Origin of the sequence: Achromobacter sp. SLBN-14, assembly GCF_006715415.1 — a bacterium.
In the GTDB taxonomy this organism is placed as follows: domain Bacteria; phylum Pseudomonadota; class Gammaproteobacteria; order Burkholderiales; family Burkholderiaceae_B; genus Achromobacter; species Achromobacter mucicolens.
Window position 1 is genome coordinate 58347 of record NZ_VFNE01000001.1, and the last position, 22263, is coordinate 80609.

The window sequence follows — 22263 nt, forward strand, 5'->3', positions numbered from 1 at the left end:
CTAAGAGGTTTGACGCTGTTTCAGCAGATTCAGCAGTCCGCCGGCCTGCACCATGTCAAGCAGGAAGCCGGGCACGGGCTCGCAATGCAATTCGGCGGGGTTGCCGCCGGGACGGCCGATGCGGCCGGCGGCCGGGTCGAACGTGACGCCTTCGCCTTCGGCAAGGGTGTCGGCCTGGCTGCAAGTCAGAAGCAGCAGCCCCACGTTGAACGCGTTGCGGAAATACAGGCCGTTGAAGGACGGCGCGATCACGGCGGCCACGCCCAGGCGCACGAGCGCCGCGGCCGCCTGCTCGCGCGACGAGCCGATGCCGAAGTTGGGGCCGGCCACCAGCACGTCGCCGGGCTGGACCTGGCCGGCAAAATCGGGCCGGACCCGCTGCAGGCAGTGGCGCGCGATCTCGTCGATGCCGAATTTCATGTAGGCGCCCGGCGCCAGCGCATCGGTGTCGATGTCCGCGCCCACGCGCCAGACGCGGTGCGTCGTGGTGTCTGCGTTCATGCCAGGAACTCCCGGGGATCGGCCACGCGGCCCGCCACGGCCGAGGCCGCGACGGTGTAGGGCGACGCCAGGTAGACCTGCGCGGTCTCCGAGCCCATGCGCCCCTTGAAATTGCGCGCGGTGGTGGAAATGACGCTGGCGCCGTCCGGAATGGACCCGCCATAGCCCGCACAGGCGCCGCAGGACGTGGCCAGCACCTGGGCCCCGGCGTCGCGCAGCACCTGCATGACGCCTTCGCGGTCGGCCTGCTCCTGATCCACCCGGCTGGCCGGCGCCACCATCAATTGCATGCCGTCCGCCAGCCGGCGGCCGCGCAGCACGCTGGCCGCGGCGCGCAGGTCGTCCAGCTTGGCGCCGGTGCAGGCGCCGATGTAGGCCACCTGCACCGGCACGTCGTTGTATTGATCCACGCCGCGCGCGTTGGCCGGGCTGTGCGGCGCGGCGACCTGCGGGGCCAGCGCCGCGGCATCGAACTCGTGCCATTCGGCGTCGGCCTGGGGGTCGCTCTGCCAGCGCGCAAGGCCCAGGTCCGCCGTCACGCCCGCCTCGCGCAGATAGGCCGCGGTGGTCTCGTCCGGGGCGATCAGGCCCACCTGCGAGCCCAGCTCGGCGCTCATGTTCGACAGCGTCATGCGCTCTTGCATGGACAGCGCGCGCACGGCCTCGCCGCAGAATTCCACCGCCTGGTAGCGACCGCCGTTCATGCCGTAGCGGCCGATCATGTGCAGCATCATGTCCTTGGCGGTGACGCCGGCCGCCAGCTGGCCGCGCCAATGCATCATCAGCGTCTTGGGCACCTTGACCCAGATTTGGCCGGTGACCGCCACGCCCAGCATTTCGGTGCTGCCGATACCGAACATATACGCGCCGAACGCGCCGCCGGTCGGCGAATGCGAATCGCCGCCCACGCAGAACATGCCGGGGCGGATGTGGCCGTGCTGCGGCACCACCACGTGACAGATGCCGACCGAGTCATACACGTTAGGCAGTTGCTGCTCTGCGGCCCAATCGCGCGCGATGCGCACGATGCGGCGCGATTCGTCGTCCGATTCCGGCACGTAGTGGTCGATGACCAGCACGATGCGGGACGGGTCCCACAACGTGGCGCCCAGCTCTTGCAGCATGGGCTGCAGGCGCCGGGGACCGCTGGAATCGTGGAACATCGCCAGGTCGACCGCACAGGTCACGATTTCGCCCTCGGCCACCGTCTCACGCCCGCAGGCGGCGGCGATCAGCTTCTGGGCCAGGGTTTGAGGCTGGGCCATGATTACATCCCCAGATAGGCGCGGCGCACGTCGTCGCTGGCCAAAAGGTCGGGACAGCTGCCGCTGTAGCGCACGGCGCCGTTTTCCAGCACATAGGCCCGCTGCCCGGTTTCGAGAGACTGGCCCACGTTCTGCTCGACCAGCAAAATCGCCAGTCCGGCGCCATGCAACCGCTTGATGAGGCCGAACAGTTCCTCGACCATCAACGGCGACAGGCCAAGCGAGGGTTCGTCCAGGATCAAGAGGCGCGGCTCGGCCATGAGGCCGCGGCCGATGGCCAGCATCTGCTGTTCCCCGCCCGACATCGTGCCCGCCAGCTGATCCAGGCGTTCGCGCAGCCGCGGAAAAATGTCCAGCACCTTGTCCAGGTTCTGCGCGCGGCGCTCGCGCGCCCGGGTGAACGAGCCCAGTTCCAGGTTCTCGCGCACGCTCAGGTTCGGGAACACGCGGCGGCCCTCGGGCACCTGGATCAGGCCCGCCTGCACCACCTGACGGTAGTGGCGGCCGGTCAGGTCCTGGCCTTCGAAGCGCACCGTGCCGCCCCACGGCCGGCACAGGCCGCACACCGTGTTGTTCAGGGTGGATTTGCCCGCGCCGTTGCTGCCCAGGAGCACCACGATCTCGCCCGCGCCCACGTCCAGGTCGACGCCGCGCAGCACTTCCATGCGCCCGTAGCCCGCCCGCAAGCCTTTGACCTCCAGCAGCGCGCTCATGCCGGCGCCCCCTGCGCGGCAAGCCGCGCGGCCGCGCCGTGGCCCAGATAGGCCTCCACGACCTTCGGATCGCGCGTGACCTCGCCGGGCGTGCCCGAAGCGATCAGGCGTCCCTGCGCCAGCACCCACACATGCTCGGCCAGGCTCATCACCGCCCGCATCACGTGTTCGATCATCAGCACAGTGACGCCATCGTCCACCAGCTTTTTCACCACCGGAATCATCTCGTCGATCTCACTGGGATTCAGGCCCGCCAACACCTCGTCCAGCAGCAGCAGGCGCGGCCGCGTGGCCAGCGCGCGCGCCAGCTCCAGGCGCTTGCGTCCGGCCACCGTCAGATCCGCGGCGGGCTTATCCAGCGAGGCCTGCAGGTTGACGCGCGCGGCCACGGCCTCGGCCGCGGCAAGCGCCTCGTCGCGGTCCGCCAGCCGCAGATGCGCGCCCACGGCGATGTTCTGCCGCACGGTCTGCGCGCCGAATGGCTGCACGATCTGGAACGTGCGGGTCAGGCCAAGCCGCGCGGATTCGTGCGGCGCCTGGCCGGTGATGTCCTGGCCGGCGAAGTGCACCGAGCCCGACCCGGGCTTCAGAAAACCCGACAGCAGGCCGAACAGCGTCGTCTTGCCCGCGCCGTTGGGGCCGACCAGCGCGGTCAGAGAGCCTTCCCGCACGTCCAGGCTCACGTCCTGCACGGCCTTCAGGCCGCCAAACGTGATGGACAGATTGCGCGCTTGAAGCAGGATGTCAGACACGGGCGCGCTCCTTCATTCCAAACAGGCGGCCAAGCGACTGCCCGCCGCCGGTGATGCCGCGCGGCATGAACATCACGATCAGGATCAGCACCACGCCGTAGATCACCATGCTGATGCCCGGCAGCTCGCCGAAGAGGTTGCGGGTCAGGTCGGCCAGCGCATGCAGCGTTACCGCGCCCAGCAGCGGCCCCCACAAGGTGCCCATGCCGCCGACGATGGCGCCCACCAGGGCCTCCACCGACACGGCCGAGCCAAAAGCGATGCCCGGGTCGATGTACTGGAAGACCTGCACGTAAAATGCGCCGGCCACGCTCATGAAGGCGGCCGACAGCGCAATGCCGCCCAGCTTGACGCGCAGCGGATTCACGCCGATGGCGCGCGCCGCGTCCTCGTTGTCGCGCACGGCCTGCAGATAGGCGCCGAAGCGCGAATGGCGCAGCCACGCAGTCACCAGCAGGGCCAGCAGCACGAACGCAAGCAGCAGGTAGATGTAGCCGCGGCGCGAGCCGAACTGCATGTTGGCCACGCCTTCCTGCAGCGGCACCATCAGCCCGACGCCGCCGCCGGTAAACGAGGCCGACAGCGCCAGGATGCGAAAGACTTCAGCAAATGCCAGCGTCACCAGCGCAAAGTACGAGCCCTTGAGCCCGTAGCGGAACGTCAGCCCGCCCACCGCCACGCCGACCAGCGCGCCCAGCGCAATCGCCATGGGCAGCACCAGCCAGGGGTTCAGGCCCAGGTTCAACTGGCCCAGCGCCTGCGCGTACGCGCCCACGCCAAAAAAGAGCGCGTGCCCGAACGACAGCTGGCCGCCGTACCCGCCCAGGATGTTCCAGGCCTGCGACAGCAGCGCCGCGTAGAGCGACATCATCACGAACGTCAGCAGCACGCCCGACTGGGCCAGCGCGGCCACGGCCACGAGCACCACCCCGAATAGCGCGATAGCGAAAAGATCCCGTTTCATGCTCAGCCCCTCGCCCCGAACAGCCCCTGCGGGCGAAACAGCAGCACCGCGATGAAGATCGCGAAGATGCCCATCTGTCCCAGCGAGTCGCCCAGGAACAGGCCGCCGATGGACTCCACCACGCCAATGAGCAGTCCGCCCACCAGCGCCCCCACGAAACTGCCCATGCCGCCCAGCACCACGATGGTGAAGGCGACCAGCACGAAGCCGCTGCCCACCTGCGGATTGACGTAGTAGGCCGGCAGCAGAAAGCACGCCGCCGCGCCCAGGCAGGCCATGCCGATGCCGAACGACACCGCGTAGACCTTTTCCACGTCGATGCCCATCAGCTTGGCGCCCTGCTTTTCGCGGGCGACGGCGCGGATGGCGCGGCCCAGGTCGGTGCTGCGGATGATCCAGAACAGCACCGCCGCCACCGCCAGCGCGCCGCAGAAGGCGATGACCTTGGGCAGCGCGATCATGGCCGGGCCGATCTCGACCGTGGACAGCGTGTATGCGGTGTCGATGCTGCGCGTGTCGGACTTGAACCAGACCAGCGCCAGATTCTCCAGCACGATCGCCAGGCCCAGCGTCACGAGCAGGATGTTCTCGTCCTTGCCGTGGCTGGCGCGGTTGATGACGACGCGCTGCAAGGCGTAGCCCAGCACGAACATGCCGGGCACCACCAGCGGCAAGGCGGCATAGGGGTCGATGCCCAGCCGGTCCTTGAGCAGGTACACGGCGTACAGCGCCACCATGAGCGCCGCGCCGTGGGCAAAGTTGATGATGTGCAGCACCCCGTAGATCAGGGTCAGGCCCAGGGCGATGAGCGCGTACACCGCGCCCGTCGTCAGGCCGTTCAGCACCGAGGAAAAGAGGATGGCGGGATCGAGCATGGGTCTTGTCAGGCCTTCAGCGGGAACACGGCATCGGCCTGGCGGTATTCGGCCGGAAAGATCACCTTGATGTCGCCGCCGATCACCTGCGTAAGCAGCGGCTGCGCCCCGGTGTTCTGGCCATTGACGAACTTGGTCGGGCCATAGGGCATCAGGTTGTCCTGGAAGGTGCTGGACGCCAGCGCCTCGATGATCGCGGCGCGGTCGGCGGACTTGGCGCGCTCCAGCGCATCGGCCAGCAGCAGCATGGCGGTGTAGGTCATGAAGACCTCGTAGCTGAAGTACGCGCCCTTCTCTTCCACGCGGGCCTTCAGCGGCGCAACGCGCGCATCCTTCGGGTTGAACCAGTGGTTGCAGTCGATGATGCCGTTGGCGATGTCCGGAAATTCCTTCAGGAACTTGTAGCTGGAGGCCGCGCCGCCCAGCACCGAGTAGATAGCCTTGGGCTGCACCTTCTGCTGCTTCATGGCGCGCAGCAGCAAGGCGTATTCGTTGTAGTAGTTGGCCGGGATCACGATGTCGGGATTCACCGACCGCATGCGCAGCACGATGTTGTTGAAGTCGCGCGTCGGGTTCGGGTGCTTGACGACTTCCTTGACCTCGAAGCCGTGCTCCGGCAGCGCCTTGGACAGGAGCGCGGCGGTGCCCGTGCCGAACAGCGAGTCCTCGTGCACGATCATCACGGTCTTGGCCGGCTTGCCGGCGGCGTCGTTCAGCGCGGCCAGGTCCAGGATGGCGCGTTCGCTACAGGCGCGGTAGCCCGGACCGAAACGGAAGGTGTTCTTCAGGCCACGCTCGACGATCTGGTCGGCCACGCCCACGTCCACGACGTGCGGCAGGTTGTACTTGGCGGCCGTCTGCGTCGTGGCCAGGCAGATCGCCGAGGCATACGCGCCCACGATCGCCGACACCCCCGCCTCGTTCATCTTCTCGACTTCGGCCGAGCCCGCCTCGGGACGCGATTGCGCATCGCCCAGCACCGCCTGCAGCGGCGCGCCGCCCAGCGACTTGATGCCGCCCGCCTTGTTGATGTCCTCGATGGCCAGCAGCGCGCCCAGGCGGCATTGCTGGCCGGAATACGCCAGCGCGCCCGTCACCGGGTGCAGCACGCCTACCTTGATGGGCGCGGCGCCCTGCGACCGGGCCACCCACGGGGCGGACACGAGGGCCGCCGCGGCGGCGGATTGATAGAGGAAAGTGCGGCGCGAATTCATGGGCGGATCTCCGAGGGGTTCAATGAAATTGGGCCGACAGCTCTTCGCTGACCCAGACCTTGGCGTCGATGCTGCCGACGCGCGATAGCTGCAACTGATATTGGTAGCGGTCGGGCCGGTACAGGCCCTGCAGCAATTGCACCGGCCGGTCGCCCACGTCGCGCACCAGACGCGTGACGGCCAGCAACGCCGAACCGACCGCAACGTCCAGCAGCCGCGCGACCTGCGCATCGGCCAGGCGCGCGGAAATCGTCTGCGTGGCACCGCCGAACTCCACCCCCGCGGCTTCCAGCAGCATCAGGAGAGGTTCGCGTTCCAGGTCTTCGCGCGTGAAATCGGCCACGGACTGCGGCACGTAGGTGGTGATGTGCGAGAGCGGCCCGGCATCGGTGCTGCGCACGCGCAGGCTTTTGTGCACGGGGGTGCCGGGCGGGATATGCAAGGCGTCGGCCACGGACGGCGGCGCATAGACGAGCGTGCTGTCCAGCACCTGCACCGACGTGCGCAAGCCCATGTTGACGATGTTTTCCAGCAGGCCGGTCAGGTGCGCCTTCTGCTGCGAATCGGGCGCCGGCGCACTGTGCGCGGCGGCTGCGCCGCGCAGGGGCCAGGTGCCCAGGCCGGGGCGCCGCGACACCAGGCCGTCGGCGACCAGCATTTCCATCGCCTTGCGAATGGTGATGCGCGCGACGTCGAACTGGTCCGCCAGCGCATGCTCGCCGGGCACGCCGTCCTGGTCGAACCGCCCCTCCTGCAGTTGTTCGCGCAGGACGAGATAGATCTGGTGGTATTTCGGAAGTGGCAATGAGGTTCCCATGACGGGAACTCTAGGGGTGTCCTAATGTACGGTCAATGGAACAAAGGGTCCCGGCGGTTGTTCTATCGGGAAAACACCGACTCGATCCGATTCCGTCCCCGCTGCTTGGCGTAATACAGCGCGCGATCGCTGCGGCTAAGCGCCAGCCCCGCATCGTCGTCGTTGTTGTGCAGCGCGGAAATCCCGATGCTGACCGTCAGCGGGATGGGGCACCCGCCCGTGGAATACGGCGTGTCGGCGATCCGACGCTGCACGTTGCGGGCAAAGACGTGCGCGCGTTCGAAGTCGGTGTCTGGAAGGACGACCGCGAACTCTTCGCCCCCGATTCGGCCCACCAGATCGATTTCGCGCAATTGGGCGCGCAGCATGTTCGCGAAATGCTGCAACACACCATCGCCGATGGCGTGGCCCCAGGTGTCGTTGATGTGCTTGAAGTGGTCCAGGTCGCACATCAGCACGGCCGCCCCCTGACCGCCCTGCCCCTTTATCCGCGTCAGCTCCGCGGCGATGCGCGACATGAAGTGGCGGCGGTTGGGCAAGGTGGTCAGCGCGTCGGTCGCGGCCAGTTCGCGCAATTCAAGTTCCGCCCGCTTGCGGTCGGTGATGTCGGTGACAAAGCCGTGCCAAACCACGCCATTGTCGGCGTCGCGGCGCGGGCTGGCATCGCCCTGCCGCCAGCGCACGCCCTGAAGCGGCAGGCAGACGCGGAATTCTAGATGCCAAGGCATCTGCGCCGCGGCCGCTGCCTGCAGCGACGCGCGGTAGGCAGGCAGGTCGTCGGGATGGATGCGCTGCTCGATGGCGGTGGTGCTCGCGCGCACGTCGTCGGCGGTCAGTTCGAACATGTCCCAGATGCCCGCGCTGACATACGAGAACCACGACCCGCCCTCCGGCACCGGCCGGCATTGGAACACCAGCCCGGGCACGGCGTCGGTCAGGTTCACGACCAGATCCGCGGTGCGCTTGAGCCTTTCGGACATGGCGCGCAGGGTGCTGATGTCGGTGGTCGTGCCCATCATGCGCAGCGCGCGGCCCGTTTCGTCGCGGCTGACCACCTTGCCGCGGCTGCAGATCCACTTGTAGCTGCCGTCCTTGCAGCGGATGCGGTGCTCGACTTCGTAGCTGTCGGTCTTGCCATCGAAGTGCGCCTGCATGGCGGCCCGGACATAGTCCAGGTCGTCCGGGTGCAGGCGGGTGTAGGCGTCTTCGATGCGCGTCGTCAGCTCGGCTTCGCTGTAACCGAGCAAGGCCTTCCAGCCCGGCGAATAGGTGATCTCGCCGGTCACCACGTTGCGGTCCCACACGCCGGTGCCGCTGCCGGCAATGGCCAGCGACAGTTTGCGGGCTTCGTCGCGCCAGGTGTCTTCGTCGGCACGCTCGCAGGCCAGCGCGTGGCGCTTTTCGATGGCCGTGGCCGCCAGGCCCGCCAGATCCTGCAAGGTTTGCTGATCGTCGGGGGATAGCTGGCGCGTCTGGCTGTGCAGCAGGCGCAGCGTGCCGAGCAGGCGGCCATCGGCGGCGCGGACCGGATGGTCGAGGGACCAGGGACATGGCGCGGGCCCCGGCGCGGCGCCAGCCACCGCCCGCCACGCGCCATCGGCGTCGGTGCATGCAATGATGACCGTGTCCACGCCTATCGTGCGCCGGGCCAGCCGCGCCAACCTGTCCAGCGGACCGTCCGGTTCGCGCGGCGCGCCGGCCGCGTCAGGGCCAGGCGGTGGGATGGGGGACGCATCTCCGGAAGCGGGCATTTCGAAACCTGATCAATACGGAATTCACCGGTACAGCCGGCCAGCGCGTGGTGGCTGACATTCTGTCACGTTCCGCACCAAAAATGCATCATTTCGGCGGGTTGATCAGGCAGATTGCGTCCCCGTTTTCCGTACTGCGGCGGCGGTTCCCCCGCCCTTGCGCCCTCCCGCTCAGGCCGCTTTCGGCCGGGTGTCCACCGGCAGGCAGAGCAAGGCGGTCAGCAGGGCCAGACCCACATGCGTCAGATAGATGGGCGAGAAATCCGCGTGGCTGGCGGCGCCATGCCCCAGCAGCACCACGGTGACCGCCACACCCAGCACGCCGCCGATCTGGCGCGTCGCCTGGTTGACCGCGCTGCCCACCGCGTAGTGCTGGGCCGGCAGCCGGTTCACCGCCGCGCCCGACAGCGACGGCAGCACCATGCCCACCCCGATGCCGCTCAGCAGCAGTCCGGGCAACCATTCGCGCAAATAGGCCGGTTCCGCGCCCGGCACCAACAGGAACCACAACCCGCTGGCCGCATACACCAGCGCGCCGCCCACGAGGAAGGGCCGATGCCCCATCCGCGCCGCCAGCCGGCCGGTGATGATCGCCGTCGGCATCACCAGCAGCGGACCGGGCGTGACCGCCAGCCCCGCGCGCGGCAGGCTGTAGTGCCAGACGCCCGTCATGTAGAAGAAAAACGCGAAGAACATCATGGCAAAGGCAATGCCAAAGCTGAGCGTCGCCAGATTCACGTAGCGATACGTCCGGTGCTTGAAGAGCGCCAGATCGACCAGCGGGTGCGGCGTCACGCGCGCCCAGACCACGAACGCGATCAGCGCCATCACGCCCACGGCGGCCGCAACCGCCAGTTCGCCGCGCTGCCACGTTGGCGACTCCGACTGCACGATGGCCAGGGCCACCGCGCCCACGCCCACCATCAGCAATGCCATGCCTACCCCATCCACGCGCCGCCGCGCGTCGGGCTTGACCGATTCCTTGAGCAGGCCCGCGCCGAACCACAACGACACCGCGCCCAACGGCAGGTTGATGTAAAACGCCCACGGCCAGCCGGCCACGTCGACCACAAAAGCGCCCAGGCTCGGCCCGACGGCCGCCGCCAGTCCGCCCACCGCGCCCCACAGGCTCACCGCCACGGACCGCTGCGACGCCGGAAAGGCCGCCAGCACGATCGACAGCGATGCGGGCGTCAAAAGCGCCGCGCCGACCGCCTGCAACAGGCGCGCGGCGATGAGCCACTGTTCCGTGGCGGCCAGCCCACAGGCCGCCGACGCCGCCAGAAACAGCAGCACCCCGCCCATGAACATGCGCTTGCGGCCATGCGTGTCGGCCAGTCCGCCCGAGGGGATCAGCATGGCGGCAAAGACCACCGTATAGGCGTTCAGGACCCAGGACATGTCCGCGGCCGAGGCCGTCGGGAATCCTTCGCGCAGCGCGCCGAAGGCGGCATACAGCATCGTGCTGTCCAGCGACACCAGGAAGACCGCGATGCTGGCGATCCAGAAGACGGGCCAGGGCGAGGCTTGTGGCGCGGCGGGCTGCGACGGGGCGACGCCGGTTGCGGTCAGGCTGACCGCCGCAGCCTTGTCGCCGGCGGTATCCGCCGCGACGTAGGCCGGGTCGTTGGCGCCAAGGCCGGCCGCGGACTCGGCGGAAGTTGTGGGGATACGCATGGCAGTCCGGTCCCCGCTTACAGATAGACGGCCGGGCTGGCGGTCAGGCCCTGCTTGACCTGGCGCGTCAGCTCGTCGGCCAGCACTTCGCGCTCGCCCGCCTCCAGCGCGTCCAGCGCCTGGGCCACGATGGCCTGCGGCGACGACTTGGGCGCATCGATGTCTTTCGTCAGATCGGTGTCCACGAAGCCCATGTGCAGGCCCAGCACCTGCGTGTTCTGGGCCTGCAGCTCTTGGCGCAGCCCGTTCGTCAGCGCCCACGCGGCGGATTTGCTCATCGCGTACACGCCCAGCATCGGCCGGTTGAGCCAGCTGGCGATCGACAGGACATTCAGGATCGCCCCGCCGCCGTTGGCGGCCAGCACCGGCGCGAAGGCCTGCGACACCAGTAGCGGCCCGAAGAGATTGACGTCCAGATGGCGGCGCGCCGACTCCACGCTGCCCGGCGCGAGAAAACCGCCGAAGTCCGCAATGCCCGCATTGTTGATGACCAGCGTCACGTCGCCCGCCAGTTCCGCGGCGGCGGCCACATCTTCAGCGCGCGTCACGTCCAGCTTGACCGGCACCACGCCCTCCAGCGTGATGGCCGACGGATCGCGCGCGGCGGCGTAGACCTTGCGGGCGCCCCGGGCCAGCGCCTCGCGGGCAAAAGTCAGACCGAGGCCGCGATTGGCGCCCGTGATGAAAACAACGGCGTTTTTCAGTTCCATGATGCGCATTCCTGAGGATAAATTGATGTGGATGTAGGGACTTCGGCAAATCAAAATATGATTACCATCATATTTAAGGGCAGCAAAACGGCCGCGCAGTGCGGCCGGAGAAAATCGAATCAGTGAGACGTTGCGGCAGCCTCGTGGTCGTACTGGTCCAGCACCGCTTTGCGGGCGGAGGCCAGCACCGCGCGTCCGCGCGGGTTGTCGCCCAACGCCCGCGCCAGTTGCAACGCGCCGACCAGGGTGCTGAGCACGGCCGCGGCCGCGTGTTCGCCCGCCTGGGCGGGCAGCACCTGCTGCACGGCTTCCATCAGCCGCTGCACCCGGCTGGCCGCCACCTCGCGCACGTCGTCCGACTGGCGGGGAATCTCAGAGGCCAGCGCCGCCACGGGACAGCCCCGCTCGCAACCGGCCAGGTGCGCGTCGCTGAGATAGGCTTCGACCCAGGCGCGCAACGGGCTGGCGCCTTCGGCGCGGCGGCGCGCCATGTTCTGGGACAGTCGCGCCGCGCCGTCCTGGCCGGCACGCTCCATCGCCGCCGCCAGCAGCGCGTCGCGCGAAGGGAAATGCGCGTAGAAGCCGCCGTGCGTCAGACCGGCTTCCTTCATGACGTCCGCGACGCCTACCCCGGAATACCCGGCGCGGCGGATCGCGCGCGCCGCCGCATCGACAATGCGTTCGTGGGATTGTTCCTTGCGGGAGGCAGACATGACCGGGACGTCCGAAATATGATGATCGTCATATTAAGCCCGCCCCGTTCCAAAGCGCAAGCCCCGACCCCTATTTCAGCGCCACACCTCGGGTTCGAGGGTGACTTCGCCCTTGGCCGCCGAAAAATACACCACGCCGTCCGAGATATTGGCGTTCAGCTGCATCGTGCGTTCGGCCAATTGGCCCAGCGCCCGGCTCTGCTCGGCCGGCAGGTTGATCACCTTCAGGTTGCGCGTGCGTTCCAGCTTGTTGCGCACGCCGTCCCACCAGATCTTGCTGGCCGAACCGCCATAGCAGTACACGATCACCTCGTCGGCCCGGCCACAGGCGCGCAGGATGCGGCGCTCTTCAGGCTGGCCCACTTCGATCCACAGCTTGACCTCGCCCGTCAGGTCCTTCACCCACAGGTCCGGCTCATCGGTATCGCTCAGCCCCTTCGTGAACGACAGCTCCTCCTGCGCATGCAACGCAAACGCCGCCAGCCGCACCATCATCCGCTCGTCCGTTTCCGAGGGATGACGCGCCACGGTAAGCCCGTGACTGCCGTAATAATGGCGATCGGTATCGGCGACGTTCAGGTCGGCCTTGTAGATGGTGGCGCGCAGGGCCATGGCGTAGGTCCGTTCAAAAGCGAATTGCGGGAAGGCCGCCATGATAACCGCCCGCTGCGGGGCGCCACGCGCCTCGGCAATCGTCAATCGCCCATGCCGGCAGGCATTGCAGCCGCCGGAAGCCGCAGGCCACGCGCCACAGGCCACGGCTCAGGGGTCAAGGCTCAGGGGTCAAGACTCAAGGATCAAGCCCAACGGCTAGACCCGGCGTTACACTTGCCGGGCCTGCACCGCGCCAACCCTGCCGGCAGCGCCACTCAACATTCCCGCGCCATGACAGCCACAGCCGCCCTCCTCGCCTTCACCCTGGCCGCCGCCATCCTGACCATCACCCCCGGCCTGGACAACGCCCCGGTGCTGCGCACCGCCGCCGTCGAAGGCAGCCGCCGCGCCCTCATGGCCGGCCTGGGCATCAGCGCAGGCTGCCTGCTATGGGGCGCGATAGCGGCCTTCGGACTCGGCTCGCTGCTGGCCGTGTCCACGCTCGCCTACGACACCCTGCGCATCTGCGCCGCCATCTACCTGTTCTATCTGGGCATCAAGCTGCTGTGGAGCACCCGCGCCGTGCGCAAGAACTCGGGCCAGGCCGCTATGGAGATCGGTGGTACGGGCACGGTGGCTGGCACTGGCACTGGCACTGGCACTGGCACTGGCACTGGCACTGGCATTAGCACTAGCACTAGCACTAGCACTAGCACTAGCACTGGCGCTGGCGCTGGCACCGGCAACTGTACCGCGCCCTCCGCCTCCAGAATCACCACCGCCACGCGCCCCGGCAGCACCGCCACCGCCTGGTTCGTCCGCGGCTGCCTCACCAACGCCCTGAACCCCAAGGTCGGCGTCTTCTACATCACCTTCCTGCCCCAGTTCATCCCCGCCGGCGCCGACGTCCTGCGCTTCAGCCTGTTGCTAGCCACGGTCCACGCGATCGTCGGCATGCTCTGGTTCGTCCTGCTGGTCGCCGCCACCCGCCCCCTGGCCCGCTGGCTTTCCCGACCCGCAGTCACCCGCGGCCTGGACCGTGTGACCGGCGCGGTGTTTATCGCGTTTGGGTTGAGGTTGGCGCTGGAAAAGCGCTGATGAATGGCGGGTTGTTTGAACACCCGCGCTTGGATGGGTGTCAGACACCTGGCGGCGATCATGCGCATCTCGTAAGGTTGTCAAACACCCGACGGCGGTCGTCAGACACCCGACGGCGATCAAATACCGCGTCACCAGCGCGCAGCGTCATCACTACGACGCAAGACACCCAAACGCCAAAGAAGGCCGCCCGCGCGGCCGATTTTGGCGGCCCCGCAAGATCTTCCGCCCCACCCCACCCGCGGCAAAAACGCAAGAACCCAACTCGCCCCGCCACCCCGCGCCAGCAACTGACAGAGCGGCTGGTGACGGGCCGGGTGCGAGCGCGGGGCGTCGATGCGCCCAAGGGAATCCGAAGGCAGGCGCCGAAGGTCGCCAACGAGGATGACGCAGGGGGGGGCCGCCTAGGCAAGTCCGGAGCGAAGGCTCCGGACCGCAATCGTGGCCCCGCGCTTGCACCCGGCCCGGCGCCGGCCGCGGCTAAAGAACCCCGCCCGACACCAGCACCACCAGCAAATACAGCAAATACAGCAAATACAGCAAATACAGCAAACACAGCAAACACCATCAAAGCCAGTCAACCAAGCAAACCAGCCCACACCGCCTCAATAAACCCCAATAGCATGCCGCGCCACAAAATGCCCCTCACCCACGGCAACCAACGGCTCCACCAGCGGCTCATCCCCCACCCGACGCATCGGGCTGGGAATCTCATCCACCAGCAGCGACCGCTCGCGATGCCGCCGCTGCGGATCCGCGATCGGCACCGCCGCCATCAGCTTCTTCGTATAAGGATGCTGCGGATTTTCAAAGATCGCCCGCCGAGGCCCGATCTCCACGATCTGCCCCAGATACATCACGGCCACCCGGTGGCTCACCCGCTCCACCACCGCCATATCGTGCGAAATGAACAGGAACGACACACCCAGCTCACGCTGCAGATCCAGCAGCAGATTCACGATCTGCGCCTGAATCGACACGTCCAGCGCCGACACCGACTCATCCGCGATCACCACCTTGGGATTGAGCGCCAGCGCCCGCGCGATGCAAATCCGCTGACGCTGTCCGCCCGAGAACTCATGCGGATAGCGGTCGATCATTTCCGGCAGCAACCCGCACTTGTCCATCAGCCACCGCACCCGATCCTGTGCCGCTTTGCCGCGCGCCACCTTGTGGATCAAGAGCGGCTCCATGATCGAATAGCCCACCGTCATGCGCGGATCCAGCGATGCGAACGGGTCCTGGAAAATGAACTGGATATGCTGGCGCAGCGTCTGCATGGCGCTGCCGCGCAGTGCACCGATATTCTTGCCGTCGAATTCGATCGACCCGCTCTTGCTCTTGACCAGTTGCAGCAATGAACGGCCAGTTGTCGTCTTTCCGCACCCCGACTCGCCCACCAGCGACAGCGTCTCGCCCGGATACAGGTCAAAGCTGACCTTCTCGACCGCATGCACGCGCATTTGCACCCGGCCCAGAATGCCACCGGTAATGTCAAAGCTGGTCGTCAGATCCCGCACCTTCAGCACCGGCCCGTTCTCGCGCCGCACCGTCGATGGCGCGGCCACCGGCGTATCCACCAGCTTGGCCGGATCCGGCACGCGCGCGGCCTCGTCCACCTTCAAGAGCGGAAACGGCGCCGGCTCGTCCGTGCCCTGCATCGCGCCCAGGCGCGGCACCGCCGACAGCAGCGCCCGCGTGTAGGCATGCTGCGGACGCGCAAAGATCTCGTCCGAACCGCCCTCTTCGACCTTGTCGCCCCGGTACATCACCAGCACGCGGTCGGCCACTTCCGCCACCACCCCCATGTCGTGCGTGATGAAGATCACGCCCATGTCCATCTCTTCCTGGAGCTGGCGGATCAGTTGCAGGATCTGCGCCTGGATCGTGACATCCAGCGCCGTCGTCGGCTCGTCGGCGATCAAGAGTTGCGGCTTGCACGACAGCGCCATTGCGATCATCACGCGCTGGCGCATGCCGCCCGACAGCTGGTGCGGATAGCGGTCCAGAATGGCGCGCGCCTCGGGAATGCGCACGCGCTCCAGCATGCGCAGCGTCTCGGCGCGGGCGGCCGCGGCGTCAAGCCCCTGATGCAGCTGCAGGGCCTCGGCGATCTGGTTGCCGGCCGTGAAGCTGGGGTTCAGTGAGGTCATCGGCTCCTGGAAGATCATGGCGACATCCGCGCCGCGCACGCGTTGCAGCGTGGAATCGGGCGCATTGACCAGATCCAGCACGTCGCCGCTGCGCCGGCGCAGCAGCATCCCGCCGTTGGCGATATGTCCGCCGCCGTACTCGACCAGCCGCATCAGCGCCAGCGAGGTCACGGACTTGCCGGACCCCGACTCGCCCACGATGGCCAGCGTCTCGCCGCGGTTCACGTGAAAGGAAACATTGCGCACCGCTTCCACGGTGCGTTCGGGCGTTTTGAACCGCACCGTCAGGTCATTGACCTGCACGACGCGGTTGGAATCCATGGTTGCCATATCGATTACTTTTCCTGACGCGGATCGAGCGCGTCGCGCAGCCCGTCACCCAGCAGATTGAAGCCCAGCACCACCAGGAAAATGGCCGATCCGGGGAAGATCGACATCCAGGGCGCCTGGGTCATGAAGTTCTTGGCCGTGTTCAGCATCGAGCCCCACGACGGCGTCGGCGGCTGCAGGCCCAGGCCCAGGAAGGACAGGCTGGCCTCGGCGATGATGGCCGTGGCGATGGTGATCGTGGCCTGCACGATCAGCGGCGGCATGACGTTGGGAAACACGTGCCGGCCAATGATGCGCAGGTCGGAAGCGCCCAGCGCGCGGGCGCTCTGCACGTAGTCTTCATTTTTGACCGCCAGCACCTGCCCTCGGGTCAGCCGGATGAACTTGGGCGCCGCCGATACACCGATGGCGATCATTGCGTTCGTCAGGCTGGGCCCCAGGAAGGCGGCCAGCGCAATCGCCAGGATCAGGAAGGGAATGGCCAAGAGCGCCTCGGTGGCGCGCGAGATGACGCTGTCCGTCCAGCCGCCGAAGTAGCCCGCGGCCAGGCCAAAGGGCACGCCCACGACCAGCGCGATCAGCACCGACACCAGGCCCGCCATCAGCGAGGCGCGCGCGCCGTAGACCATGCGGCTGTAGATGTCCCGGCCCAGCTCGTCCGTGCCCAGCCAATGCGCCGCCGACGGCGCCTTGCGGATGGTGGTGAAGCTGGTTTGCAGGGGATCCTGGCTGACGATGAACGGGGCCAGGATGGCCACCAGCACGAAGAACAGCACGATGCCCAGGCCGAGCATCGCGATGCGGTTGCGTTTGAACTTGGCCCACGCGCGATTGCGGCTGCGGGGCGGCGTGACGGCTGCGGCCGTTGCAGGAATTGCGCTCATGAGTGCCTCAGGCGGGGATTGACCAGGATGTACAGGATGTCGGCCAGCAGGTTCATCAGGATGAAGCCCACCGCCACGCAGAGCACCACGCCCTGCACCACCGCGTAGTCGCGGGTGAACACCGCGTCGACCACCAGCTTGCCGAAGCCCGGGATTGTGAAGACCTGTTCGGTCAGCACGGCGCCGGCCAGCAGTTCACCAAACAACAGCGTGACCAGCGTGACGATCGGCATGAGCGCGTTGCGCAGCGCGTGGCGCAGCACCACGCTGCGCGGCGACACGCCCTTGGCGCGGGCGGTGCGCACGTAATCCGCGGACAGCGCCTCCAGCATGGAAGACCGGGTGTGCCGCATCAGGTACGCGGCAATCGCGGTGGACAGCACCAGCGACGGCATCAGCATGGTCTTGATGGACAGCCAGAAGTCCTCGGACGGCGACACGTAGCCCGAGGCCGGCAACAGCTTCCACTGCACCGACACCACCATGATGAGGATGATGCCCAGCCAGAAATTGGGAATGGACATGCCGGATAGCGCCGCGATGTTGGCGCCCATCTCGACGGGTTTGCCCTTGCGTACCGCGGCGATGATGCCCATGGGAATGCCCACCAAAAGCGCAAAGAACATCGCCATGGCGGCCAGTTGCAGAGTAACGGGCAGCTTCTGCGCGATCAGCGTCGTGACGGGCACGTCGGTGCGCAGGGACTTGCCCAGGTCGCCTTGCAGCACCTGCCCGGCCCAGGCCGCGTACTGCATCGGCAACGGGTCGTTCAGGCGGTATTTGTCGCGCAGGTAGTCCAGCACGGCCGGGTCGCGCTCTTCGCCGGCCAGGGTCAGCACCGGATCGCCGGGCAGGATTTTCTGCAGCATGAACACGATCATTGACACCAATATCAGTGTCGGGATCGCGACGATCACGCGGCGCAAGATGAGTTTAAGCATGAGGAAAACCGTAAGACAGGAACGACGGACGGCGCCGGCCGGACAAGGGACGATGCGCGTCCGCCGCAAACGACAACCGGACGCGCAAGGCGCGTCCGGCGGGTGCGGCGGTCGATTGCCGCCCCAACATTACTTCTGCGCGAACGTCACGCCCTTGAGCCGGATCATACCGTCCGGGTAGGGAGTGAAACCCTGGACCTTCTTGCTCATGACGAAGGGCCACGGCTGGTAGTAGTTGTACACGCCGGGCAGTTCGTCCTGGATGATGGTCTGCGCCTGGTCGTAGATGGCCTTGCGCTTGGCCTCGTCCGGCACCGTGCGCGCCTGGTTGAGCAGCTTGTCGACTTCAGGGTTGCAGTAGTGGCCGTCGTTCAGCGCGCCCTTGCAGGTGACGAAGGCGTGGATGTTGCCGTCGGGATCGACCCGGCCGGACCAGCCCAGCATCACGATCTGGAAGTTGCCGCCCGAGGCTTCCTTTTGCAGCGCCGCGTATTCGGTCGGGCGCAGCGACAGGTCAAAGCCCGCCTCGGCGGCCATCGCCTGGACGATTTCGGCGATGGACGAGGTGGTGGTGTTGTTGCCAAACACCAGCTCGGCCTTCACGCGGTCAAAGCCCGCCTGCTTGAGCAGGCTCTTGGACTTGGCCACGTCGCGCTGGGTGACGGGGAACTTGTCGCTGTGATAGGGGCTGGCGGGCGGGAACGGCTGCTGGGCCGGTTCAAAGATGCCGCCGCCGGCCACTTCATTGATGGCGTTGCGGTCGATGGCGTACTGGAACGCCTGGCGCACCAGCTTGTTCTTGAACGGGTTGTCTTCGGCCCGCTTGCCGTTGCCCACGTTGAACATGAACTGCTGGAAGCCCAGGCCCGCGACCGGTGCGAACGTCAGGTTGGCGTCCTTCTTGACCTGCGGGGCGTCGGACGGATTCAGGCGTTCCAGCATGTCCAGGTCGCCGGCGCGCAGGTTGGACAGGCGCACGGTGGTGTCCGGGATGGGCAGGAACGTCAGGCGCTTGAACGCGTAGTCCTTGGCGCCGTAGTACTGGTCGAATTTTTCGAGAACGATGCGGTCGTTCTGGATGCGTTCGACGAACTTGTACGGACCCGAGCAGATGGGCTTGCGGCCCACGGCGGCGACGTCGTCCGAGAAGGTCTTGGGCGACAGCATCATGCCGGCGCGGTCGGACAGCTGCGCGAGCAGCGTGGCGTCCGGTTCCTTCAGGGTGAGCACCAGCGTGGTGGCGTCCGGCGCGTCGACCTTGGCGACCGAACGGAGCTCGCCCTTGCGCAGGCTGTCCGGCAGGCTCATGGCGCGTTCCAGGTTGGCCTTGGCCGCCGCCGCGTCGAACTTGGTGCCGTCGTGGAACGACGCGTCGTCGCGCAGCTTGAAGGTCAGCACCTTGTTGTCGTCGCTGAACGACCACGAGGTGGCCAGTTGCGGCACGAAGTGCAGTTTGGGATCGATGTCCACCAGCTTGTCGCACAGCGACGTGAACACGATGCGGCCCACGTAGGTACGGGCGCGGTGCGGATCCAGGACATCGGGATCTTCCTGCAGGCCGATGCGGATGTTCTGGGCGCTGGCGGCGCCGGCGGCCAGCGCCAGCAGGCTGGCGCCGAAGGTCATGGTCAAGCGTTTCATTGTGTTTATTCCCCTTGTTGCTGCATTTGCCGGTTTAGGAAGCGCTTTAGAAGCCCACCGCCTGGCCGTCGCGACGGCTGTCGCTGGCGGCGACGTAACCGAGTTCGTTGTCGTTTTCGGACATGCGCCAGATGAATTGGCCGGCGCCGAAATCCATGTACGGATCGTCAACGGATTTCAAAGCATGCCCCAGGTCCTTCAGTCCCGCAATCGTAGAAGCCTTCATATTGGTCTCGATGTCGAGCGTGAAGTCCCGGTTGACCTTCCAGCGCGGGGCGCAGCATGCGGCCTGCGGGTTCTGGTGGTAGTCGATCATGCGGACCACGGTCTGCATGTGCCCCTGGGGCTGCATGTCGCCGCCCATGACGCCAAAGCTCATGACCGGCTTGCCGCCGCGCGTGAGGAAACCCGGGATGATCGTGTGGAACGGGCGCTTGCCGCCTTCGACCACGTTGGCCGACTTGGGATCCATGGAGAAGCCCACGCCGCGGTTCTGCATGCTGATGCCCGTGCCAGGCACGACCACGCCCGACCCGAAGCCCATGTAGTTGGACTGGATGAACGAGATCATCATGCCGTTTTCGTCGGCGGCGGTCAGGTAGATGGTGCCGCCCGCGTGCGGACGGCCGGCCTCGAAGTGGGTGGCCTGGTCCAGGCGGATCAGCTTGGCGCGGCTGTCCAGGTAGGCGTCCGACAGCATCTGCTCGGGCGTGACCTGCATGGCGCGGGGGTCGGCGACGTACTTGTACAGGTCGGCGAAGGCCAGCTTCATGGCTTCGATCTGGATGTGCTGCGACTGCACCGAATCCACGGGAATGTCGGCCATGTCGAAGCGTTCGACAATGCCCAGCGCGATCAGCGCGGCGATGCCCTGCCCGTTCGGCGGAATTTCGTGCAGCTCGTAGCCACGATAGGACTTGGAGATGGGCTTGACCCATTCCGGACGGTAGCCGCGCAGGTCTTCCAGCGTCATCGCGCCGCCGCATTCCTTGCTGAAGGCGGCGATGCGCTCGGCCAGTTCGCCTTCGTAGAAGTCGCGGCCCTTGGATTCGGCGATGCGGCGCAGCGTGTTGGCGGCGTCGGGGAAGCGGAAGTGCTCGCCGACCTTGGGCGCGCGGCCTTCGGGCAGGAAGGCCTGGGCGTAGCCGGGCTGCGACTTCAGTTCCTCGGCGGCGGCGGCCCACTTGTGCGCCACGACGGGCGGCACGGCGTAGCCGCGTTCGGCGATCTCGATGGCGGGTTCGAACAGTTGTTCGAACGGCAGCTTGCCCAGCTTTTCATGCAACGCGGCCCAGCCGGCCACCACGCCGGGAACCGTGACCGCGTCCCAGCCGCGCTTGGGCTGGATGGCCAGGCCATTGGCGTCGGTGCCGTACTTGCGCTTGAAGTATTCGGTGTTCCAGGCGGCGGGCGCGACGCCCGACGAGTTCAGGCCGTGCAGCTCTTTGCCGTCCCAGACGATGGCAAAGCAGTCGCCACCCAGGCCGCAGGAAACCGGTTCGACCAGGACGATCGTGGCCGCGGCCGCAATGGCGGCGTCCACGGCGTTGCCGCCCTTGAGCAGCATGCGCAGCCCCGCCTGGGCAGCCAGCGGGTGCGACGTGGAAACCACGTTGCGGGCAAACAGCGGAATGCGGACGGAAGGATACGGGTTGGCCCAGTCGAAGGTTTTCATGTGGCGGGTCTCATAAGGTTAAGCGGGCGAAGTTACTCTCGTGCTTTAATTAAATCAATTTGATTTTTTGTTCCGTCATAAAAGAATTTTTTATGAGTACGATCCGTTTCATGCGCACGTTTCTGGCCGTCGCGCACCACGGTTCCTTCTCGGAAGCGGCCGAGCAGGTGGCCCTGACGCAAGCGGCCGTCAGCTTTCAGATGCGCTCGCTGGAAGCCGAGCTGGGGCGAGAGCTTTTCGACCGCAGCGGGCGCCTGGCCATACTGAACGCGGCCGGACGCGAATTGCTTCCTGAAATCAAGCACTTGCTTGATTTATACGACAGACTGCGGCGGCCGAACACCGCGCCCGGCGAATTGGCCGGGTCCGTGTCGGTGGGCAGCATCGTGTCCTGCATGGGGACGCTATCGAAGGTCATCTCGGGATTGAAAAAGGCCCACCCCAAGCTGGACGTGCGCATCCTGTCGGGCAAGGCCAGCGAGCTGGCGGGCAAGGTCGAGGACGGCGAGCTGGATGCGGCATTCCTGGTGGAAGCCGGGCGCAAGATGGCCAGCACGCGCTGGACCGCACTCTATGAAGAACAGATGGTGGTGATCGCCCCGCGATCGGCGGCCGGCAAGGACGCCCGCGAGGTGCTGGCGGGCAATCCTTTCCTGCGCTTTGACCGCACCCAGCGCACCGGGCTGCAGATCGACCGGCTGCTGCGCCGGATGGCGGTGCCGGTCAATGACTTCCTGGAACTGAACGCGATCGAGACGCTGGTGGAACTGGTGCGCCAGGAAGTCGGCGTGACGCTGCTGCCGCTGATCAACGGCGCGAACTGGCAGCACAGTCCGGAGTTGCGGATCTTTCACCTGCCCGACGACCTGGGGCCGCTGTCGCGCTCCATCGGGATGCTTGAACGCCGCGAACACGCCCGCCAGGGCATCACGGCGGCGATCTGCGAGGCGTGCGCGCAGGCTTTCCGCGCACGCGAACCGCAGACCGCCGCGTGA

Annotated in this window: 20 protein-coding genes; 2 read left to right on the top strand and 18 right to left on the bottom strand. The window is 66.9% G+C overall.

Annotation, left to right across the window (positions count from 1 at the left end; translation table 11 throughout):
• From FBY20_RS00245 to FBY20_RS00305, 13 genes are all read right to left on the bottom strand, one after another.
• On the bottom strand, positions 1 to 501 hold the full coding sequence (locus tag FBY20_RS00245) for a 3-isopropylmalate dehydratase (protein WP_056316470.1): 501 nt from the start codon (positions 499 to 501) through the stop codon (positions 1 to 3).
• A complete protein-coding gene (locus FBY20_RS00250; RefSeq protein ID WP_142049210.1) occupies positions 498 to 1766 on the bottom strand; it encodes a 3-isopropylmalate dehydratase large subunit in 1269 nt (422 codons plus the stop codon). The genes FBY20_RS00245 and FBY20_RS00250 overlap by 4 nt, the downstream gene beginning before the upstream one ends.
• Before the next feature lie 2 nt (positions 1767 to 1768).
• Complete coding sequence (locus FBY20_RS00255; protein WP_142049213.1) at positions 1769 to 2479, bottom strand: ABC transporter ATP-binding protein; 711 nt, start codon at positions 2477 to 2479, stop codon at positions 1769 to 1771.
• Positions 2476 to 3231, bottom strand: a complete 756-nt coding sequence (locus FBY20_RS00260) for an ABC transporter ATP-binding protein (protein ID WP_062840874.1) — start codon at positions 3229 to 3231, stop codon at positions 2476 to 2478. Before FBY20_RS00260 ends, FBY20_RS00255 begins: the two co-directional genes overlap by 4 nt.
• Positions 3224 to 4195 carry a branched-chain amino acid ABC transporter permease gene (locus FBY20_RS00265; protein WP_056316460.1) on the bottom strand — a complete coding sequence of 324 codons (972 nt, stop codon included), beginning with the start codon at positions 4193 to 4195 and terminating at the stop codon, positions 3224 to 3226. The genes FBY20_RS00260 and FBY20_RS00265 overlap by 8 nt, the downstream gene beginning before the upstream one ends.
• Positions 4196 to 4197: 2 nt before the next feature.
• Positions 4198 to 5070 carry a branched-chain amino acid ABC transporter permease gene (locus FBY20_RS00270; protein ID WP_056316458.1) on the bottom strand — a complete coding sequence of 291 codons (873 nt, stop codon included), beginning with the start codon at positions 5068 to 5070 and terminating at the stop codon, positions 4198 to 4200.
• Between the two features lie 8 nt (positions 5071 to 5078).
• Positions 5079 to 6284 (bottom strand): ABC transporter substrate-binding protein, encoded by a 1206-nt coding sequence (locus tag FBY20_RS00275; protein WP_062840872.1) that lies wholly within the window; start codon positions 6282 to 6284, stop codon positions 5079 to 5081.
• Between the two features lie 19 nt (positions 6285 to 6303).
• The gene (locus tag FBY20_RS00280) at positions 6304 to 7101 is read right to left on the bottom strand and encodes a GntR family transcriptional regulator (RefSeq protein WP_056316452.1); all 798 of its coding nucleotides are present in this window, start codon (positions 7099 to 7101) and stop codon (positions 6304 to 6306) included.
• Positions 7102 to 7163: 62 nt separating this feature from the next.
• Positions 7164 to 8852 (bottom strand): sensor domain-containing diguanylate cyclase, encoded by a 1689-nt coding sequence (locus FBY20_RS00285; protein ID WP_142049216.1) that lies wholly within the window; start codon positions 8850 to 8852, stop codon positions 7164 to 7166.
• Positions 8853 to 9023: 171 nt separating this feature from the next.
• Positions 9024 to 10529: an MFS transporter gene (locus FBY20_RS00290; RefSeq protein WP_255452189.1), complete on the bottom strand. Its 1506-nt coding sequence runs from the start codon at positions 10527 to 10529 to the stop codon at positions 9024 to 9026.
• A gap of 17 nt (positions 10530 to 10546) precedes the next feature.
• Complete coding sequence (locus FBY20_RS00295; protein WP_056318659.1) at positions 10547 to 11239, bottom strand: SDR family oxidoreductase; 693 nt, start codon at positions 11237 to 11239, stop codon at positions 10547 to 10549.
• A gap of 119 nt (positions 11240 to 11358) precedes the next feature.
• A complete protein-coding gene (locus tag FBY20_RS00300) occupies positions 11359 to 11952 on the bottom strand; it encodes a TetR/AcrR family transcriptional regulator (protein WP_142049219.1) in 594 nt (197 codons plus the stop codon).
• Between the two features lie 75 nt (positions 11953 to 12027).
• Entirely contained in the window at positions 12028 to 12564 is a 537-nt protein-coding gene (locus tag FBY20_RS00305; RefSeq protein ID WP_056318656.1) for a YaeQ family protein, read from the bottom strand.
• Positions 12565 to 12837: 273 nt separating this feature from the next.
• Between FBY20_RS00305 and FBY20_RS00310 the strand changes: the two genes are divergently transcribed.
• Complete coding sequence (locus FBY20_RS00310; protein ID WP_142049222.1) at positions 12838 to 13644, top strand: LysE family translocator; 807 nt, start codon at positions 12838 to 12840, stop codon at positions 13642 to 13644.
• A 605-nt stretch (positions 13645 to 14249) separates the two neighbouring features.
• Here the strand turns inward: FBY20_RS00310 and FBY20_RS00315 are convergent.
• From FBY20_RS00315 to ggt, 5 genes are all read right to left on the bottom strand, one after another.
• Entirely contained in the window at positions 14250 to 16118 is a 1869-nt protein-coding gene (locus FBY20_RS00315; protein WP_142055735.1) for a dipeptide ABC transporter ATP-binding protein, read from the bottom strand.
• A gap of 14 nt (positions 16119 to 16132) precedes the next feature.
• The gene (locus tag FBY20_RS00320; RefSeq protein ID WP_056316437.1) at positions 16133 to 17011 is read right to left on the bottom strand and encodes an ABC transporter permease; all 879 of its coding nucleotides are present in this window, start codon (positions 17009 to 17011) and stop codon (positions 16133 to 16135) included.
• Positions 17008 to 17952: an ABC transporter permease gene (locus FBY20_RS00325; RefSeq protein ID WP_056316436.1), complete on the bottom strand. Its 945-nt coding sequence runs from the start codon at positions 17950 to 17952 to the stop codon at positions 17008 to 17010. The genes FBY20_RS00320 and FBY20_RS00325 overlap by 4 nt, the downstream gene beginning before the upstream one ends.
• A 129-nt stretch (positions 17953 to 18081) precedes the next feature.
• Positions 18082 to 19593 carry an ABC transporter substrate-binding protein gene (locus FBY20_RS00330; protein ID WP_142049225.1) on the bottom strand — a complete coding sequence of 504 codons (1512 nt, stop codon included), beginning with the start codon at positions 19591 to 19593 and terminating at the stop codon, positions 18082 to 18084.
• 46 nt (positions 19594 to 19639) lie between these two features.
• On the bottom strand, positions 19640 to 21268 hold the full coding sequence (gene ggt / locus FBY20_RS00335) for a gamma-glutamyltransferase (protein WP_056316430.1): 1629 nt from the start codon (positions 21266 to 21268) through the stop codon (positions 19640 to 19642).
• Positions 21269 to 21360: 92 nt separating this feature from the next.
• Between ggt and FBY20_RS00340 the strand changes: the two genes are divergently transcribed.
• On the top strand, positions 21361 to 22263 hold the full coding sequence (locus tag FBY20_RS00340) for a LysR family transcriptional regulator (protein ID WP_062840868.1): 903 nt from the start codon (positions 21361 to 21363) through the stop codon (positions 22261 to 22263).

What these genes read in the sequence shown, in the direction of transcription:
- FBY20_RS00245 (WP_056316470.1), bottom strand. Translation starts at nt 501, where the DNA reads ATGAACGCAGACACCACGACGCACCGCGTCTGGCGCGTGGGCGCGGAC.
- FBY20_RS00250 (WP_142049210.1), bottom strand. Translation starts at nt 1,766, where the DNA reads ATGGCCCAGCCTCAAACCCTGGCCCAGAAGCTGATCGCCGCCGCCTGC.
- FBY20_RS00255 (WP_142049213.1), bottom strand. Translation starts at nt 2,479, where the DNA reads ATGAGCGCGCTGCTGGAGGTCAAAGGCTTGCGGGCGGGCTACGGGCGC.
- FBY20_RS00265 (WP_056316460.1), bottom strand. Translation starts at nt 4,195, where the DNA reads ATGAAACGGGATCTTTTCGCTATCGCGCTATTCGGGGTGGTGCTCGTG.
- FBY20_RS00270 (WP_056316458.1), bottom strand. Translation starts at nt 5,070, where the DNA reads ATGCTCGATCCCGCCATCCTCTTTTCCTCGGTGCTGAACGGCCTGACG.
- FBY20_RS00275 (WP_062840872.1), bottom strand. Translation starts at nt 6,284, where the DNA reads ATGAATTCGCGCCGCACTTTCCTCTATCAATCCGCCGCCGCGGCGGCC.
- FBY20_RS00280 (WP_056316452.1), bottom strand. Translation starts at nt 7,101, where the DNA reads ATGGGAACCTCATTGCCACTTCCGAAATACCACCAGATCTATCTCGTC.
- FBY20_RS00285 (WP_142049216.1), bottom strand. Translation starts at nt 8,852, where the DNA reads ATGCCCGCTTCCGGAGATGCGTCCCCCATCCCACCGCCTGGCCCTGAC.
- FBY20_RS00290 (WP_255452189.1), bottom strand. Translation starts at nt 10,529, where the DNA reads ATGCGTATCCCCACAACTTCCGCCGAGTCCGCGGCCGGCCTTGGCGCC.
- FBY20_RS00295 (WP_056318659.1), bottom strand. Translation starts at nt 11,239, where the DNA reads ATGGAACTGAAAAACGCCGTTGTTTTCATCACGGGCGCCAATCGCGGC.
- FBY20_RS00300 (WP_142049219.1), bottom strand. Translation starts at nt 11,952, where the DNA reads ATGTCTGCCTCCCGCAAGGAACAATCCCACGAACGCATTGTCGATGCG.
- FBY20_RS00305 (WP_056318656.1), bottom strand. Translation starts at nt 12,564, where the DNA reads ATGGCCCTGCGCGCCACCATCTACAAGGCCGACCTGAACGTCGCCGAT.
- FBY20_RS00310 (WP_142049222.1), top strand. Translation starts at nt 12,838, where the DNA reads ATGACAGCCACAGCCGCCCTCCTCGCCTTCACCCTGGCCGCCGCCATC.
- FBY20_RS00315 (WP_142055735.1), bottom strand. Translation starts at nt 16,118, where the DNA reads ATGGATTCCAACCGCGTCGTGCAGGTCAATGACCTGACGGTGCGGTTC.
- FBY20_RS00320 (WP_056316437.1), bottom strand. Translation starts at nt 17,011, where the DNA reads ATGAGCGCAATTCCTGCAACGGCCGCAGCCGTCACGCCGCCCCGCAGC.
- FBY20_RS00325 (WP_056316436.1), bottom strand. Translation starts at nt 17,952, where the DNA reads ATGCTTAAACTCATCTTGCGCCGCGTGATCGTCGCGATCCCGACACTG.
- FBY20_RS00330 (WP_142049225.1), bottom strand. Translation starts at nt 19,593, where the DNA reads ATGAAACGCTTGACCATGACCTTCGGCGCCAGCCTGCTGGCGCTGGCC.
- ggt (WP_056316430.1), bottom strand. Translation starts at nt 21,268, where the DNA reads ATGAAAACCTTCGACTGGGCCAACCCGTATCCTTCCGTCCGCATTCCG.
- FBY20_RS00340 (WP_062840868.1), top strand. Translation starts at nt 21,361, where the DNA reads ATGAGTACGATCCGTTTCATGCGCACGTTTCTGGCCGTCGCGCACCAC.